Raw genomic sequence first — 14,371 nt, forward strand, 5'->3', positions numbered from 1 at the left:
CACTCCGGCTGCCCATAATGGGTAGCCGTTAACCGCACTCTGGTCAGGGCAAGCCCATGCAGTTTGCGTAGTAGCTGACACTGGCTGGCCAGTCGGAGAATACCCCTATTACGCCGACGTCTTGCGCCATAACGTGCAGCACGTCCAGCATGTCGCCATCGTTATTAATAACCGGGTTGACCGTTTGATAATACCAGCCACCACCATTCTGCAGCGGCCCGGAGCGCTCAAACGACCAGGCGATAATGTCCAGCCCGGCGTCTTTAGCGTGACGGGCATAAACAGAGGGTACAATATGGTTGTCTTCATCCAGCTCCAGTAGCGCCCACATCGGCGGTGCCACAATATTGATATTTTCAGCGGCGTAACCTTGCAGTTCTGTCGCTGAAGGTAGATCGAAAGGCGTATTTGCATCATCCAGATACACAGCTTGCTGGCCGTATGCAGGCTCGTTGGCTATCCAGTAACGAATATCGGCGATATCGAATGACTGCGGCCAGATGTCTTGCGGTTTTATACCGGCGGCACGATACTCATCGATAAGCTGCTGGGCATAGTCAGCCTGGCTATAGGTGCCCTGATACGGCATGGCCACCTCTGCCGCTTTTAATTCCGGGGTAAATTTAACGCCCAGTTGTTTAAACAAGGTAATACTTTCTGCATGGGTAAGCAGGGTGCCGGTGTTGGCATACAGATCGGTGCGCCAGGGCGGGGTGCCTTGCATGTATTCTGCTGCAGTGGTCGCCTGAGGGTTAAAGGCATCCATTTTACCCTTTAACATTTTAAACTCGGCCAACGTCAGGTCACTGGTGCAGCATCTGGCGGTTGCCGGCGTACCGTTGGCAGGGTCTGCCGGGGTAAATGGCTGGCTGCATTTTGCTGCCAGCTCCGGTATCGCCAGAATGTTGGTGGTGGTGTGCAGGTCGCACTGGGAATGGCGGCAAACCAGCTCGGTGTCTTTGGTAAAGGTAACATCACACTCCATGATACCCGCGCCCATTCGGGCTGCTGCTTCGTAAGACTCTCTGGTGTGCTCCGGGAACTGCAGCGGCGCACCCCGATGACCAATGGAAAACAGGGTCTTTTTTAGCTTACGGCCGGTATTACAGCTTTGCAGGCGCTCCTTCAGCGGGCTTGGGTCCATATCGTTAACCAGAAACAACGGACGGGGTCCGAACTGCACAGCATATTTGTCGGGTACTTTAAATGAAGGACTACTGATATTTGTCTGGCTATCTTTTTTTCTGAGAACGGTGTTAGTATCGCCGAAGGCAAACACCGGGCTCAGTAATAGGGCGACATGCAGGGTGGATATGCCAAGACCGCGCAAGATCTTTAAATTGAGCATAAAATTTTCCTTGGTAGTTAGTTTAACAATAGCAGCATTAAGGAACGTATTTAACAGCCGATTCACTGCACGGCAGTGCTACCCTAGCCAATCTGTGTGAATTAAAAGCGCAAATTTAATGACGATAATGTGATCAACTTATCTGCGCCGGCTGGTATGGATCTTTGTTTTTACAGTTCAGTCTACGGTAGGCTTAATGCTTGAATATTGCGAATGGCAGCGCCGTACAGCGGCTTTTTTCTGGAATCTGACATCGGGTGGTAAAGAGTGAATGACTCAGGGTGAACGCGGTTTTGTAGGCTGGACATGGTTTGTGCTGTGGCGCGTCGTGCTGGGCATGGTGCTATTGTTGTTGATCCTGCTGCTGACACTGCGGTTTGTTGCGCCTCCCACCTCCTCTTTTATGCTGCAAAGCCCTTATCCGGTAAGCCAGCAATGGATAAACATTGATCAGCTGCCAGCGCATGTGCCACTGGCGATGGTGGCCTCTGAAGATCAGCGTTTTCCGGAGCATTTCGGTGTTGATTTGTCTGCCATCAGTGACGCCCTTGAGCAATCAGACGACGGTGGCAGCCTGCGAGGGGCCAGTACTATCAGCCAGCAAACCGCGAAAAACCTGTTGCTTTGGCCAGGGCGCAGCCTGGTTCGAAAAGGCATGGAGGCAGGGTTGGCGGTGAGCCTGGAAGTTATCTGGGGCAAAAAACGCATTTTAGAGGTGTATTTAAACATTGCTGAATTTGGCAAAGGCATTTACGGTGTAGAAGCCGCCAGCCAGCATTATTTTGCGAAATCAGCCCGCAACCTGAGCAAAAATGAAGCCGCGCGCCTGGCTGTACTGCTTCCCAGCCCCCGCAAGCGCGACCCACGCCAGTTAACACCTTATCTGCGTGAGCGGGTGGTCTGGATTGAACGGCAAATGCGCCAACTTGGCCCGGCGTATTTAACACCTGTCCTGAATTAACCCCTGGCTAACCGCTTGCCCTGACAGCGTTACTCACTATACTTTTAATTTTAAATAAAAGGATGCTGAATGGTGATTAGATTGTTAATTTTGGTGCTGGCGCTCTGCAGTATTCAGATTACAGCTGCCACTAAGCCTGATCTGTTACTGGCCGAGGTGTATCGGGAAAACATTGACGTACAGCAGTATTGGGTCAGTGAAAAGCTCGATGGCGTGCGGGCGTTCTGGAACGGTAAGCAGTTAATCTCCCGGGGCGGCAATATTATAGAGGCACCAGAGTGGTTTATTGCCGGTTTTCCTGAGCACCCCTTAGATGGTGAATTGTGGCTGGGCCGCAATAAGTTTGCTGATACCTTAAGTATTGTCAGTAAACAGCAGGCGGTAGCTAGTGAATGGCAGCAAATTCGTTACTACCTGTTTGAACTACCCAATGCCGCAGGCACGTTTAGCGAACGTAGTAAGGCACTGCAAACTATTGTGCAGCAGCAAAACAGCCCTTATTTAATGGTAGTGCCACAGTTTCGGATTAAAGATAAAGCAGCACTTCTGGCTAAACTTAGCGAGCTCGAAAGCGCCGGCGCCGAAGGCTTAATGCTGCATCATCAGGATGCGTTATACAAAACCGGTAGAAGCAGTGATTTACTAAAACTGAAAACCTATCAGGACAGTGAAGCACAAGTGATCGGTTACCGGCCGGGTAAGGGCAAGTATCGGGGGATGGTGGGCGCGCTGGTCGTGAAAACACCAGAAGGTAAAACTTTTGCTATTGGTAGTGGTTTAACCGATGCACTGCGTCAGACACCGCCGCCCATTGGCGCTATGGTGACTTACCGCTATAACGGTCTGACCAAAAACGGCTTACCGCGTTTCGCCCGGTTTCTGCGGATCAGACAAGCGTTTTAACACCACCTATATTAGCTGCGACAATTGTCGCAAATTTTGCTTGACACAGCTGTGACAAATGTCGCACTCTGGCGCCACCTAATGATTAGCTGACAATTTTGCTATGCACCAGCCCACGGCGCCAGAACTGGAAATTCTTAAATTACTTTGGTTAAAACAACCGCTTACTGCACGTGAGCTGCATGATGAGCTGGCGCCTGTGCTGGGATGGGGCTATTCGTCTACCCGCAAAACCCTGGAGCGGATGGGCGCTAAAGGATTTATTGCCTGTAGTATCCATTGCAATAAAAACACTTACACGGCATTGCTGGATAAAATGCCGACCCTGGCGGCTTATGTTCAGGATTTCGCTAACCGGGTGTTTGAAATAAACGGCCCCTTGCCGGTGGCGATGTTTGCCAACAGTAAATTGGTTAATGCCAGTGAAATAGCTGATCTGGAGCTGCTGCTGCAGAAGTTAGCCCAGGAATCGGCTGCCGACCCTCAGGCTGCGGCCAGCAAGGACAACTGAGATGGCCCAGCAACTGCTTATTTCATTAGGGTTGTGTAGTGTCTGGGCGGCACTATTGTGGTGGGCCTGTCCGTTTTTACTGAGAAAAATACCTGAGCTGCAGCAATGGCCGGCTTTTTACTGGTGGTTGCTGGCTCTTTGTTTCCTGCCATTGTTACCGCTACCGCAACTGGAGCAGCAATGGGTTGTGCCCTCTGTGTTGTTGCAGGACACGTTCATTACCATGCAAACGCTTAACGCTCAGCCAGCGCATCCGGCCCTTAACCAGCCCCCCTCATTTTTTCAACAGCACTGGGCTGAACTGCTGCTGTTATTATTGGCAATGGTAAGTTTTGGGCAACTGGTGCGGCTAAAAGTACAATGGCAAAAATTACAGCAGTTGGTGGCGCTGACCGAACCCTTGCCGCTGGCCAGCCTGTTAAGCCCGGCGCAGCGGGCCGCGCTGCCAGCAAATATTGAACTTCGCCAGACGCAGGCCGCAGTGTCGCCTTTTACGGCCGGCTGGAGGCAGAGGGTCATAGTGGTACCGGCCTATATCTGGCAACTGACAGAGCAACAGCGCCAGTTGCTGCTAACGCATGAGTTACTGCATTTGCAGCGGCGCGATCCGCAGCAACTGATGGTATTGCGCATATTGGTCGCTGCCTGCTGGTTTATACCGGCCCTGAAGCATATTGAACAGGCATTTATCCGCAGTATGGAGCTGGCGGTGGATCAGGCAGTGCTGGCTAAGCAACCCGAGCTGGCAACGCTGTATGGCCAGACCTTACTGAGCTGTTTGCAGCTAAGCCGTTCTGGCCAGTTGTCTGGTCTCTCAGCAGGCTTTATTCATGGCAACGCGGGTAAGGGCTTCTATCAGCAACGGCTACAGCAGCTGTTTCAACGTCCTGCTGGTTTATCTGCCTGGCAGCGCTGGCGGCTTTTTGGCTTGTTTGCTGGCAGCGCAGTAATGCTGCAGCTTAGCAGCGCGGCCTTTAGTTACAGCGAGCCGCCGCAGCAGTGGTTGCTACCGGTCGAAAAACCGGTGATAAGCTCTTTTTATGCGCAGCAGCATCCATTCAGACAAAACCGTCCTCATCAGGGGCTGGATTTTGCAGCCGCAACCGGTGCGCCTGTCAGCGCCAGCCAGAACGGCAAAGTATTAATTGCCGACGCGGACAGTCTGAATAGCCGCTATGGCAAAGTGGTGCTAATTGACCATGGCCATGGCTACCAGACTTTATATGCCCACCTGGATAGTTTTTCTGTCACAGCAGGTCAGCGGATTAACGCAGGCGAGCCAATAGGTACCGTTGGAAGCAGCGGCCGGGTAACCGGCCCGCATTTACATTTTGAAATACTGCAAAATGGCCGGCAACAGGATCCCGCGGCCTATCTGAAATTACCCTGATAGCCGCAGCAATGTTTTCATTTATTTACTGCAAGCAAAACACCTTAATTATGGAGTGCTAACCCATGCCCAGCAATGGATCGCAGCTTAATTTACGCCTTCTGCGCTTGTCGCCTATTCCCGTTATGCACCGGCGGGCGATGCTGTTACTGATGTTATTTACGATGGTTGTTTTGTTATGGCCGGCCCCGCGCAGCAGCTCAGCGCCGGTTGCTGCTCCGGTTACTGCTTTGGCAATACCTGGTTTACTGGCCGATGGCTGGCGCAACTGGCAACTTGCGCAACTGGCGGCCAACTGGCAGCGGGTCCAACAGGCTGCTAGCGCAATGCACAGTGGTGTAGCCGCGGAGGCACGGCTACGTCATTATGCCATCGCGCCTGGAGATAGCCTGAGCCGGATTTTCTCCCGCCAGGGCTTCAGCCAGCAGCAATTGCAGCAGGTATTGGCGGCTGATCAATCTTTACTGGCACTGGATGTATTACGCCCGGGGCACAGTCTGACTTTCACCCTGGATGACAAGCTGCAGTTGCAGGCTATGGAGCTGTATGTTCACGCCGGCAACCGGGTAATGTATCAGCGCGAAGCTGATGGCGAATTCAGTTATCAGGAGTTGCTTGATCCAGGTGAGTGGCACAGTACCACGTTGGCAGGAAGTATTAACGGCAGTTTCTACAAGTCGGCGCAACAGGCTGGCCTGACTGATGCTGAAATTGTGACGGTACATCAGTTGTTCCGCGACCGGCTTAATTTTTCACGCGACATTCAGGCGGGTGCCCGGTTTCAGGTGGTGCGCAGTGACAACTATGTTGGCAACACAGCTACCGGTCAGAGCCGGATTGAAGGGGTGCGGTTGTTTAACCGTCGCCAGCAGCTTAGCGCTTTTTTGCACGATAATGGCCAGTTTTATGATGCCAGTGGCGAAAGTTTAGAGCGGGCATTTATGCGGGTGCCATTGTCCCGTACATTCCGGGTAAGTGATGATTTTAATCCGCGTCGGCTCCATCCGGTCACCGGCCGGGTTAGGCCGCATAACGGCACTGACTTTGCCACCCCTACCGGCACTGCGGTGCTGGCGGCAGCTGAGGGCAAGGTGATCCGGGTTGAAAACCATCCGTTTGCCGGCCGTTATATTGAAATTCAGCATCATGGCCAGTACAAAAGCCGTTATTTGCATCTGCAGCGGACTCTGGTGCGCCCTGGCCAGCAGGTTGCGCGGGGCCAGCGCATTGCGCTATCCGGTGCCAGCGGCCGGGTAACCGGCGCGCACCTGCATTACGAACTGCACGTTAACAACCGGCCGGTCAACCCACTGACAGCTGACATCCCGCTGGCAGAGCCTGTGCCGGATGACAGCCGCGACGCCTTTTTGCAGCGGGTGGCCTTTATGATCGAGCAAATGGACCAGGAGACGGCGCTGGCGCAGTTGTTCTGATAGGGCGACGTGAGGTGTACCATCTGGCAGACAGCTACGATTAATCGGTGCAATTTACCTGAGTAATACCCGCATGCCGCATAGGCGGCAGCGGGGCAATTGAGCTTAGGCAGTCTTAGTCTTTGGCGGGTTCAGCCTGCAGGTTGAGGCTGGCTTCAGCATCTTGTTGCGGGCTGGCCAGGCTGGCCTGGTCCGGGGTTACCGGCATAGCACGCGACTGCTGATTAATCTGATAAATTTGCTCAGTATTAGATAAATCCTGGGCATTTTTAACGTTGGCTATAGTTTCACGCGCTGATAAAAAGCTCTGAATATCATCTATTATCGCCTGCATTTCCTCCGGGTTATCCTGCATTTCCAGAATATGCCGCGGGTGCTCTACATTCTTAGCGCCGCTGTCTGCGAAAGTACTGCTCATGATACGTGAGCTGATGACCCAGGGCGTTAACGATGAGCGCATGACATAGTTTTCCGATGACGTAGAGTCGTAAATGCCTTTACCCGTGGTCAGTTTACTTTGGGTATAAGTTCCTTCGCATTTCAGATACACCAGTAAAGAGTCAAAATTCAGTTCAGCCCAGAAAGTGTGGCTGAAGTTTTCCAGCAGGCGGCCAAAGCTGTGGCAAATAAGCCAGCTGAAAATCAGGCTTAAGATAAACTGACTTTCATTAAACAGATTAACCACAAAGCTCTGGGTTGCTGCATCACCGGGCCGCGCCAGCGCAGTAAATTCGCGTACCAGGCTCAGGACGGTTTGCGCCTCAAACAGCAGATAAAACAAAATAAAGGGGCCAATCAGCAGCAGCAGCTGGCCAGTGATGGTCGCCCATATCCGTAAGTGTTTAAACAAGGCGGTATGCTGTAGCGGCGCATAAGCGGGCTGAGTTTCAATCATCACCTCGCCATTAAAATCACCTTTGCTTTCAGATTGTTCGTTCAGGTTCGGTGCCAGTTCGCGGTAGACGCGGTTGGGTATTTCCATATAGCGCCGGTTTGCCATTACAATATTGTCGATATTGACAAACAGTTCGCGCGGGTGAATATTTTCCTGCCAGTTAGCACGATACTCAGAGACTTTGGTCTGCGCTTGCACCTTGGCAGTACGTTGTTTGAGCAGCAGAAAAATAAAGGCACCACTGATAGCGCCAAAAACCAGCACCAGCAATAACTGGGGCATCACTGCGAAGCTTTGTAGTTCAGCGGTCTGTAATTCACTGACAAAGTACTGCACGTCGGGCTGCTGCAACAGGAAGTTAATGGCTAACCCCAACAATACCGGCGCCAGGATGGCAAAGGCCATAATTTTGGCTAGCTTCAGGTTGCCCTGTGTTTCGATGCTTTTTTCTGCCTGGCGATAAACAGTGCTGGCACCACGCCAGCTCAGAATTAAATATACCACCAGCACAAAAGAGAAAAATGGCAGCAAAATATCGCCAGTGTCGCCGGCCAGCCCGGTTAAACAAACAAAGGCGGTAAGGGCGTAGGCCACCAGCGCAACGGCCGTGGCAATCAGCGCTCCGGCAAACCGTTGTGCCAGATTGCGAAGCGGATAAGGCAAGAAAATCAGTTTGGGAACCAGGGTATGTACCAAGCGGGAAATAAAGCCGTCTGGTTCAACAAAGGTTTTATTTTTACGGCCCATCAGCATTTCTTCAAGATCAATGCTTTTATAATGTGGCTGCTCCAGCTTGGCTGTTTCCCGCTCAGACTTACTAAAGTTAGGGGCCAGCGAGGTAGGCACGCTGCGGCCAACAAAAAAGCGCATCATTTGAGCAATGCCACCGCCCAGCGCCTTCAAGCCGCCGGCCAGCAGCACGAAGCCTACGGCAGCATATATCCAGGCCAGGGTTTTATCCTGTTGCACCAGACTAACGACCTGTAATAACGGGTAAATGCCCAGTAGACTTACAATTAAGCCACGGCTTGCCCGAAGCAGGCCTTCGGCTTTAAATGGGTTACGGATCCCTAAGGATTCACTGCCATAATCATATGCCATGATTACATCCTTTTTTAAATCATATTGTTGGAATTGCAGGTATTCTGCCTGACTGGTTCATTATTGCAATTAATGGATGGTCATATTTGCAGATTTTATTAAAGCTATGCTTTCATAAGTCCGTCTTTTTTCTTATTGCAGTTTGCTCTGTCTCTTTAACCTCACTTTCATGCTGCATCAGCAGCAACGTCAGGTAAATTTTGGTAGGTAACGACAGGATAAGCCCGATAGCGCAGCATGCTGCTACCAGGATGATGCCGGGCACGCCCATGGTCTGCGGCAGCTCCAGGCCCACCCACAGAAAATGACCCAAGATTATCATGGCAACGCCAACCAGCATCACCAACTTAAGCCAGAATAACTGAGGTGGGTTAACCGCCGGGCGTTCTGCAACCTGCGGTTCAGAGTTCGATGCCATTATTTTGTAGCTGTAAAAACCGTTTGCGAATATTGATGGTGGAACTATAGAACATCCATCAACCAGGCGATTGATCTGCCACAAGTATTGTGACGGTTTAATCACAAAGCAGAGTACTCCAGGCTGCTATCACGGCTGCACCGGGCAGGGGCGACAGTGATCGCTACCCATTTGTCATATTTTGTTACAAGACACTTTGTTTTTGTTAAATTTATCGCTTGATTAATTGGTACCCTGAGGTATCATTTGGTAATCTAGGGTGTCAAATGAAACCCTAGGGTATCAACTGGTTCAGCTTTAGGAGTAAAACGATGAAGGAAAAAATAATAACAGCAGCTGAAGGCGAGCATTTGCTGCTAAAACACAATGCGTTTTTTTGTTTAATGCTGGGAATGGTGATTTCAGGTGATTTTCTATATGTAATGTTAAAAACACTCAGTGCAGCAAGCTGGGTAATTACCCTGGTAGCGAGTCTCTATGCTTTAGCAATACTGATATTGCTGCTAACAATGTTTAAAGTGAGTAAATATAGTGGTGGCAGCAACAAACGTGCCTTCTGGTATGGTGATTTTAAAGATGAGTTTAGTGCTTTTTTAAATCATAAGGGCTACAAGTACAGTTGTAATGCGTTAGTTTTCTGTTTGATTGCCACCTGGGGGTTTTCCGATATTGATGATTTCTCTGCCTGGTTTAACGCAATAGAACTTAATCACTATGCGGCAGCGCTTGTCTGCTTGGGCATGTGGTCTTATGCGCTGCCAGTATTGCTAGGCTTGAGGGCAGAACAAGATGAATGAGGAGCTGGATAATCATATTGCTAAGCTGCGCAGCAAAAGTAAGTTGTCGCAGCAAGAGCTGGCCGATGCGATAGGGGTGTCCCGAAAAACCATAAGTACGGTTGAAACCGGCCGTTTTACCCCTTCAGTGGTGATTGCATTAAAGTTGGCGCAATTTTTTGACGTGCCGGTAGAAGCCATATTTACCTTGCTGCCTGCTGATGAATAGCTGCTGGTGCAAGCTACAATCTGCTATGGCAGCATAGCTTGCACCGGCAACTTCGGTTTAAACAACAACGCTTTTATTTTGGCGAAGGGCGTGAGCACCAGGGCATTGCCGGCCAGTACCAGCGCAAAGCCGGCGAAGGTGTAGCCGGTCCAGACAAAGTCTTCAAACAGGGTGCTGAGCACTACTGCCACCAGTGGAAACAGGACTATAACGTAGCTGGCTTTTTCCGGCCCCATACGTTTTAACAAGGCAAAATAGGTGGCAAAGGCGATAACCGAGCCAAATACCGCTAAATACAATAACGACGCAATGTAAACCGGGTTGCTGCTAAAGGTAAAGGGTGTGCCGCTTAGCCATACCAGTAATGTCAGGGCGACCGAGCCATACAGCATACCCCAGGCATTAACCTGCATTATTGGCAGGCCGGCGCGGGAGTTACGTACACTAACCATATTACCCAGGGAGGCACTAAGCGCACTGCCCAGCACCAGCACTAAGCCAATCAGGCTGGCATTGGTTAAATCGAGGCCATCTAAATCGGGGTAGAACAGCACTGCGATACCAACGATACCCATCAGCGCGCCAAAATAAATACGCTTGGCGACCGGCTTGCCAAAAAACAGCCGGGTATTAATAATATTCATCAGCAACATGGTGGTAAAGGCAATAGCCGCCATCGCTGAGGTTAAGTGCTGCTGCGCCTGATAGATCAGTAAGTAGTTCAGGGCAAAGTTCAGTACGGCCAGTAAGGCAATAAAGCCATGATCTTTAGCGCTAAAGCGCATGGGTAAGCGCCGCCACCAGCAAAACAGCCACATCAGCAGCGCTGATAATGCAAAGCGGTATAGTAACGACGCTTCTACTGCCACTTCACCCAGCTGAAACTCAATAGCTATCCAGGTAGAGCCCCAAATCAGCACAGTAATAAGATAAAGCAGGGTGTTTTGCATATTAGAGTTAGCCAGCGCCAGCGAATTGAGCTGCTGATTCTAAAGCCTTGTGCGCGGTTAAAACAGTAGCGCAGCCGATAAATTTACAGTGTCTGGCGAAAACGGGCCACATCGGCTTTGGGTGGGGCGCCGAATAAGCGACTGTACTCGCGGCTAAACTGTGACGGGCTTTCATAGCCCACTTTGTAGCTGGCGGTGGCGGCTTCTAAACCTTCATATAACATAATGCGCCGTGCCTCGTTTAGCCGCAGCTGTTTTTGAAACTGCAACGGCGACATCGACGTTACCGCTTTAAAAGCCTGAAACAGTGCTGATTCACTTAAATGCGCGACGTCAGCCAGTTCTTTAATGCGCAGTGGCTGGTTAAAACGCTGACGCAGCGTATCAATCACTTTGCCGATACGGCTCGCCTGGCTGTCGAGCAACGTAAACTCGCGCAAATGGCTGCCTGCAGGGCTTAACAGCAACCGGTACAACAGCTCGCGTTTTAACAAGGGGTGCAATACAGCGATATCTTTTGGCCGGTCTAACAAGGCAAAAATACGCTGAAATACCGACAGTAAATCAAGATCGGCGTCGCCGATACTGATGCCTCGGGCAGGGACCGGTTGGCGCGGTACTTTATCACCCAAATCAATGACCAGCTCGGTCAGTTCACGTAAATCCAGACTGACACTGACACCCAGATAAGGCTCGTTATTGCTGGCCCTGATAACTTTACCGCTAACCGGCAGCATCACCGGTACCAGCAGATACTGCAGCGGATTGTACTGCAGCATTTCGTCGCCAAGTAATATTTGCTTGTTGCCCTGTAGTAACAGGCAAAGTGTGGGCTCATAAAGGGTGGGCGTTGCAGATGTTGGTGCATTACTGCGATAGAGTTTCAGCCCGGGTATACAACTTTCGTTGACCCCGCTGCTGGTTAACTTAGCCAGCACCGGTTGCAGCATTTGCTGGCGCAGAAGTTCGCGTTCGTCCGTCATAATCGCCACCTAGCGTAGAAGATAAGCGCAGTATAGGCAGCCGCTGCGGCTTTGCCTATTGCTGCAGCACTGCTTTGGAGGATCAGGCAATAAGTGCGGAGTTTAAGGCAGGCGGCGCCGGGTTAGCTTTTACGTGGAAAAGCTTGTAACGTCATTTCAGCAACCTGGCGCAGTTGCTCAGAGCTGGCGCCGTTATTAGCCTGAATAGCCATACCCTGCAGCACGGTGCCTAAATAACGGGCTAAGGTTTCGGCATCGGTATTGGCGGGTAAGTCGCCATCAATTTTGGCCTGCTCAAAGCGGGCACACAGTTTTTGTTCGCCTTCAACGCGGCGGTTAAGCAAGGCTGCTTTCACCGTTGCAGCTGCTTCGCTGCAAGACAGTGCGCCTTGCACCACCACACAGCCTTGCGGATGGGCTTGATCCGCCATATTCATTGCGGCGCCATACAGCATATGTTCGGCCACCTGATAGGCGGTAGGCTTTTCCAGTGCCGGCAGAAAAAAAGAGCAAGGCCGGCTTTCATATAATTCTATCGCTTTTAAAAATAACTGTTCTTTGTTGCCAAAAGCCGCATACAAGCTGGGTTTATTAATGCCCATCGCTTCGGTCAGATCGGATAACGAGGTACCGTCATAACCTTTGCGCCAAAAAACGTCCAGTGCCTTCTCAAGTGCAGTTTCGGCGTCAAAGGCCCGGGGGCGGCCCATACTCGGTGTGCAACTTACTACTGACATAAACCCGCTCCTGCATTAAAACGTGCTGATATAGTAAACAGCAAAAGACCCCTTGTCCAGTAGGGGTTATTTACCGCTAAGTACAGATATCTTGCCACTAATCATCGCTGATATATTGCAGTAAGACCCTTAAACGGTTGCTATCGTTCAGTAAATTACCGATGTGTGTGCTATGGCGGAGTTTCAGGCAAGAATGCGCCGGGATCCGGCATTAAGCCCATTAGTCCGGCCCGGTACAATGCTGCAATAGCCTGACAATAGTCTCTGTCAGCGTTATAGCATCCATAGCACCGCAACGGTGCCGTTTTAGCCTTAGAACGAATTCTTCTGCAGTAGAATTAAATTATTTACCAGTCGGTACAAAAATAGATTGACAGTTTTTTGCTGTTCTATATATTTACCGAGCGGTACAGAATTGACAAATGTTTTAATTTTTTATGCAACAGCCTGGAGGGCAGCGCCATGAGCAGGAATAACCCAGTAAGAAATTTTATATTAGCAAGCGTCGCGACCCTGGTGCTGACGGCTTGCGGCAATCCGCAAGCGTCGGGTCCGGCCCAACCACCAGCGGCCCCTGCAGTGAGTGTCGCGAAGGTGGTGTATGAGCGGATCACCGAATGGGATGAATTTACCGGCCGGCTGCAGGCACCACAGACGGTCGCGTTAGTACCCCGAGTATCAGGTTATATCGAGCAGGTGCACTTTGAAGAAGGTGCGCTGGTAAACAAAGGCGATTTGCTGGTGCAAATTGACCCGCGGCCGTTTGCCGCCGAAGTGGCACGGCTTAAAGCGGAACTGCAAAGTGCGCAAAGCGCGGCTGTGCAGGCCGGCAACGATTATGACCGGGCAGAGAAGCTTAGCGGCCAGCGTGCCATTTCTGCGGAAATACTGGACAGCCGGTTAGCGCGCAAACAGCAAACGGCTGCTACGGTAACGGCGGTGCAGGCGGCACTGCAACGTGCAGAACTGGATTTAAGCTACACCCGCATCAGCGCGCCCATCAGCGGTCGCGTGTCGTATGCCCAGGTTACCGCAGGCAACTATGTTAATGCCGGCCAGAGCCAGCTAACCAGCCTGGTATCAACCGACAAAATGTATGCTTACTTTGATGTCGACGAGCAAAGCTACCTGAAGTACGCCCGTCTGAGCGAAGCCGGTGAACGCGCCGATACCCGTGATGCTGCAGCAAACCCGGTCTATATGGCCCTGGCCGACGACAACAGTTACAGCTATATCGGCCATATTGATTTTGTTGATAACCGTATCGATGCCCAAACCGGCACTATTCGTATTCGCGCCAGTTTCGCCAACGACGACAGCAGTTTGCTGCCTGGCATGTTTAGCCGCATCCGGCTGGCAGGCAGCGCCAGCTACGACGGCATCCTGATTGATGAAAAAGCGGTAGGTACCGATCTGAATAACAAATTCGTGCTGGTGGTAAACAGCGATAATCAGCTGGAGTACCGGGCGGTAACCCTGGGTGAAAAAGTTAACGGTCTGCGCATAGTGCGGGAAGGTTTAACGGCAACTGACAAAATTGTTGTTAACGGCTTGCAGCGTGTGCAGCCAAATATGCACATTGAACCCAAAATGGTGGATATGGCACAGGCAGAGCAAATAGCCGGTTTACGTCAGGCCCAACAGTTACTGGACCAAACCAGCACGGCATTGACGGCCAACGCCGACATTGCAGCTGAAACAGTTAATGCCGGCAAAACGCCGGGACGGGGTTAAGG

The 14,371-nt window shown here is 51.2% G+C and carries 14 protein-coding genes; 8 read left to right on the forward strand and 6 right to left on the reverse strand.

Features of this window, described 5'->3' with window-relative positions; translation table 11 throughout:
- Nucleotides 1–43 precede the first annotated feature (43 nt).
- Entirely contained in the window at nucleotides 44–1,348 is a 1,305-nt protein-coding gene (locus KG631_RS09985) for a glycerophosphodiester phosphodiesterase family protein (protein WP_213999394.1), read from the reverse strand.
- 271 nt (nucleotides 1,349–1,619) lie between these two features.
- On the opposite strand from KG631_RS09985, the gene mtgA reads away from it, so the two are divergent.
- The 5 genes from mtgA to KG631_RS10010 all read left to right on the forward strand — a co-directional run bounded on the left by mtgA (nucleotide 1,620) and on the right by KG631_RS10010 (nucleotide 6,546).
- Nucleotides 1,620–2,309, forward strand: coding sequence for a monofunctional biosynthetic peptidoglycan transglycosylase (gene mtgA / locus KG631_RS09990; RefSeq protein WP_213999396.1), 690 nt, complete (start codon nucleotides 1,620–1,622; stop codon nucleotides 2,307–2,309).
- A gap of 69 nt (nucleotides 2,310–2,378) precedes the next feature.
- Nucleotides 2,379–3,212 (forward strand): DNA ligase, encoded by an 834-nt coding sequence (locus KG631_RS09995; RefSeq protein WP_213999398.1) that lies wholly within the window; start codon nucleotides 2,379–2,381, stop codon nucleotides 3,210–3,212.
- Between the two features lie 103 nt (nucleotides 3,213–3,315).
- Nucleotides 3,316–3,723 (forward strand): BlaI/MecI/CopY family transcriptional regulator, encoded by a 408-nt coding sequence (locus tag KG631_RS10000; RefSeq protein ID WP_213999401.1) that lies wholly within the window; start codon nucleotides 3,316–3,318, stop codon nucleotides 3,721–3,723.
- Nucleotide 3,724: 1 nt separating this feature from the next.
- Nucleotides 3,725–5,113: a peptidoglycan DD-metalloendopeptidase family protein gene (locus KG631_RS10005; RefSeq protein ID WP_213999403.1), complete on the forward strand. Its 1,389-nt coding sequence runs from the start codon at nucleotides 3,725–3,727 to the stop codon at nucleotides 5,111–5,113.
- Nucleotides 5,114–5,178: 65 nt separating this feature from the next.
- Nucleotides 5,179–6,546, forward strand: a complete 1,368-nt coding sequence (locus tag KG631_RS10010) for a peptidoglycan DD-metalloendopeptidase family protein (RefSeq protein WP_213999405.1) — start codon at nucleotides 5,179–5,181, stop codon at nucleotides 6,544–6,546.
- A gap of 115 nt (nucleotides 6,547–6,661) precedes the next feature.
- On the opposite strand, the gene KG631_RS10015 is transcribed toward KG631_RS10010, so the two are convergent.
- Both KG631_RS10015 and KG631_RS10020 read right to left on the reverse strand, forming a co-directional pair.
- Entirely contained in the window at nucleotides 6,662–8,542 is a 1,881-nt protein-coding gene (locus KG631_RS10015; protein ID WP_213999407.1) for a hypothetical protein, read from the reverse strand.
- A gap of 112 nt (nucleotides 8,543–8,654) precedes the next feature.
- Entirely contained in the window at nucleotides 8,655–8,960 is a 306-nt protein-coding gene (locus KG631_RS10020; RefSeq protein ID WP_213999410.1) for a hypothetical protein, read from the reverse strand.
- Between the two features lie 311 nt (nucleotides 8,961–9,271).
- On the opposite strand from KG631_RS10020, the gene KG631_RS10025 reads away from it, so the two are divergent.
- Both KG631_RS10025 and KG631_RS10030 read left to right on the forward strand, forming a co-directional pair.
- Complete coding sequence (locus KG631_RS10025; protein WP_213999412.1) at nucleotides 9,272–9,757, forward strand: hypothetical protein; 486 nt, start codon at nucleotides 9,272–9,274, stop codon at nucleotides 9,755–9,757.
- Nucleotides 9,750–9,965 carry a helix-turn-helix transcriptional regulator gene (locus tag KG631_RS10030; RefSeq protein ID WP_213999414.1) on the forward strand — a complete coding sequence of 72 codons (216 nt, stop codon included), beginning with the start codon at nucleotides 9,750–9,752 and terminating at the stop codon, nucleotides 9,963–9,965. Before KG631_RS10025 ends, KG631_RS10030 begins: the two co-directional genes overlap by 8 nt.
- 23 nt (nucleotides 9,966–9,988) lie before the next feature.
- Here the strand turns inward: KG631_RS10030 and KG631_RS10035 are convergent, their stop codons facing one another.
- The 3 genes from KG631_RS10035 to KG631_RS10045 form a co-directional block, all read right to left on the reverse strand.
- Nucleotides 9,989–10,915 carry an EamA family transporter gene (locus KG631_RS10035; protein WP_213999416.1) on the reverse strand — a complete coding sequence of 309 codons (927 nt, stop codon included), beginning with the start codon at nucleotides 10,913–10,915 and terminating at the stop codon, nucleotides 9,989–9,991.
- Between the two features lie 83 nt (nucleotides 10,916–10,998).
- Nucleotides 10,999–11,898: an AraC family transcriptional regulator gene (locus KG631_RS10040; RefSeq protein ID WP_213999418.1), complete on the reverse strand. Its 900-nt coding sequence runs from the start codon at nucleotides 11,896–11,898 to the stop codon at nucleotides 10,999–11,001.
- A gap of 122 nt (nucleotides 11,899–12,020) precedes the next feature.
- Entirely contained in the window at nucleotides 12,021–12,635 is a 615-nt protein-coding gene (locus tag KG631_RS10045; protein ID WP_213999420.1) for a TetR/AcrR family transcriptional regulator, read from the reverse strand.
- Between the two features lie 462 nt (nucleotides 12,636–13,097).
- On the opposite strand from KG631_RS10045, the gene KG631_RS10050 reads away from it, so the two are divergent.
- Complete coding sequence (locus KG631_RS10050) at nucleotides 13,098–14,369, forward strand: efflux RND transporter periplasmic adaptor subunit (protein ID WP_213999423.1); 1,272 nt, start codon at nucleotides 13,098–13,100, stop codon at nucleotides 14,367–14,369.
- Nucleotides 14,370–14,371 lie beyond the last annotated feature (2 nt).

Source organism: Arsukibacterium sp. (assembly GCF_018402695.1).
Taxonomy (GTDB): Bacteria; Pseudomonadota; Gammaproteobacteria; order Enterobacterales; family Alteromonadaceae; genus Alishewanella.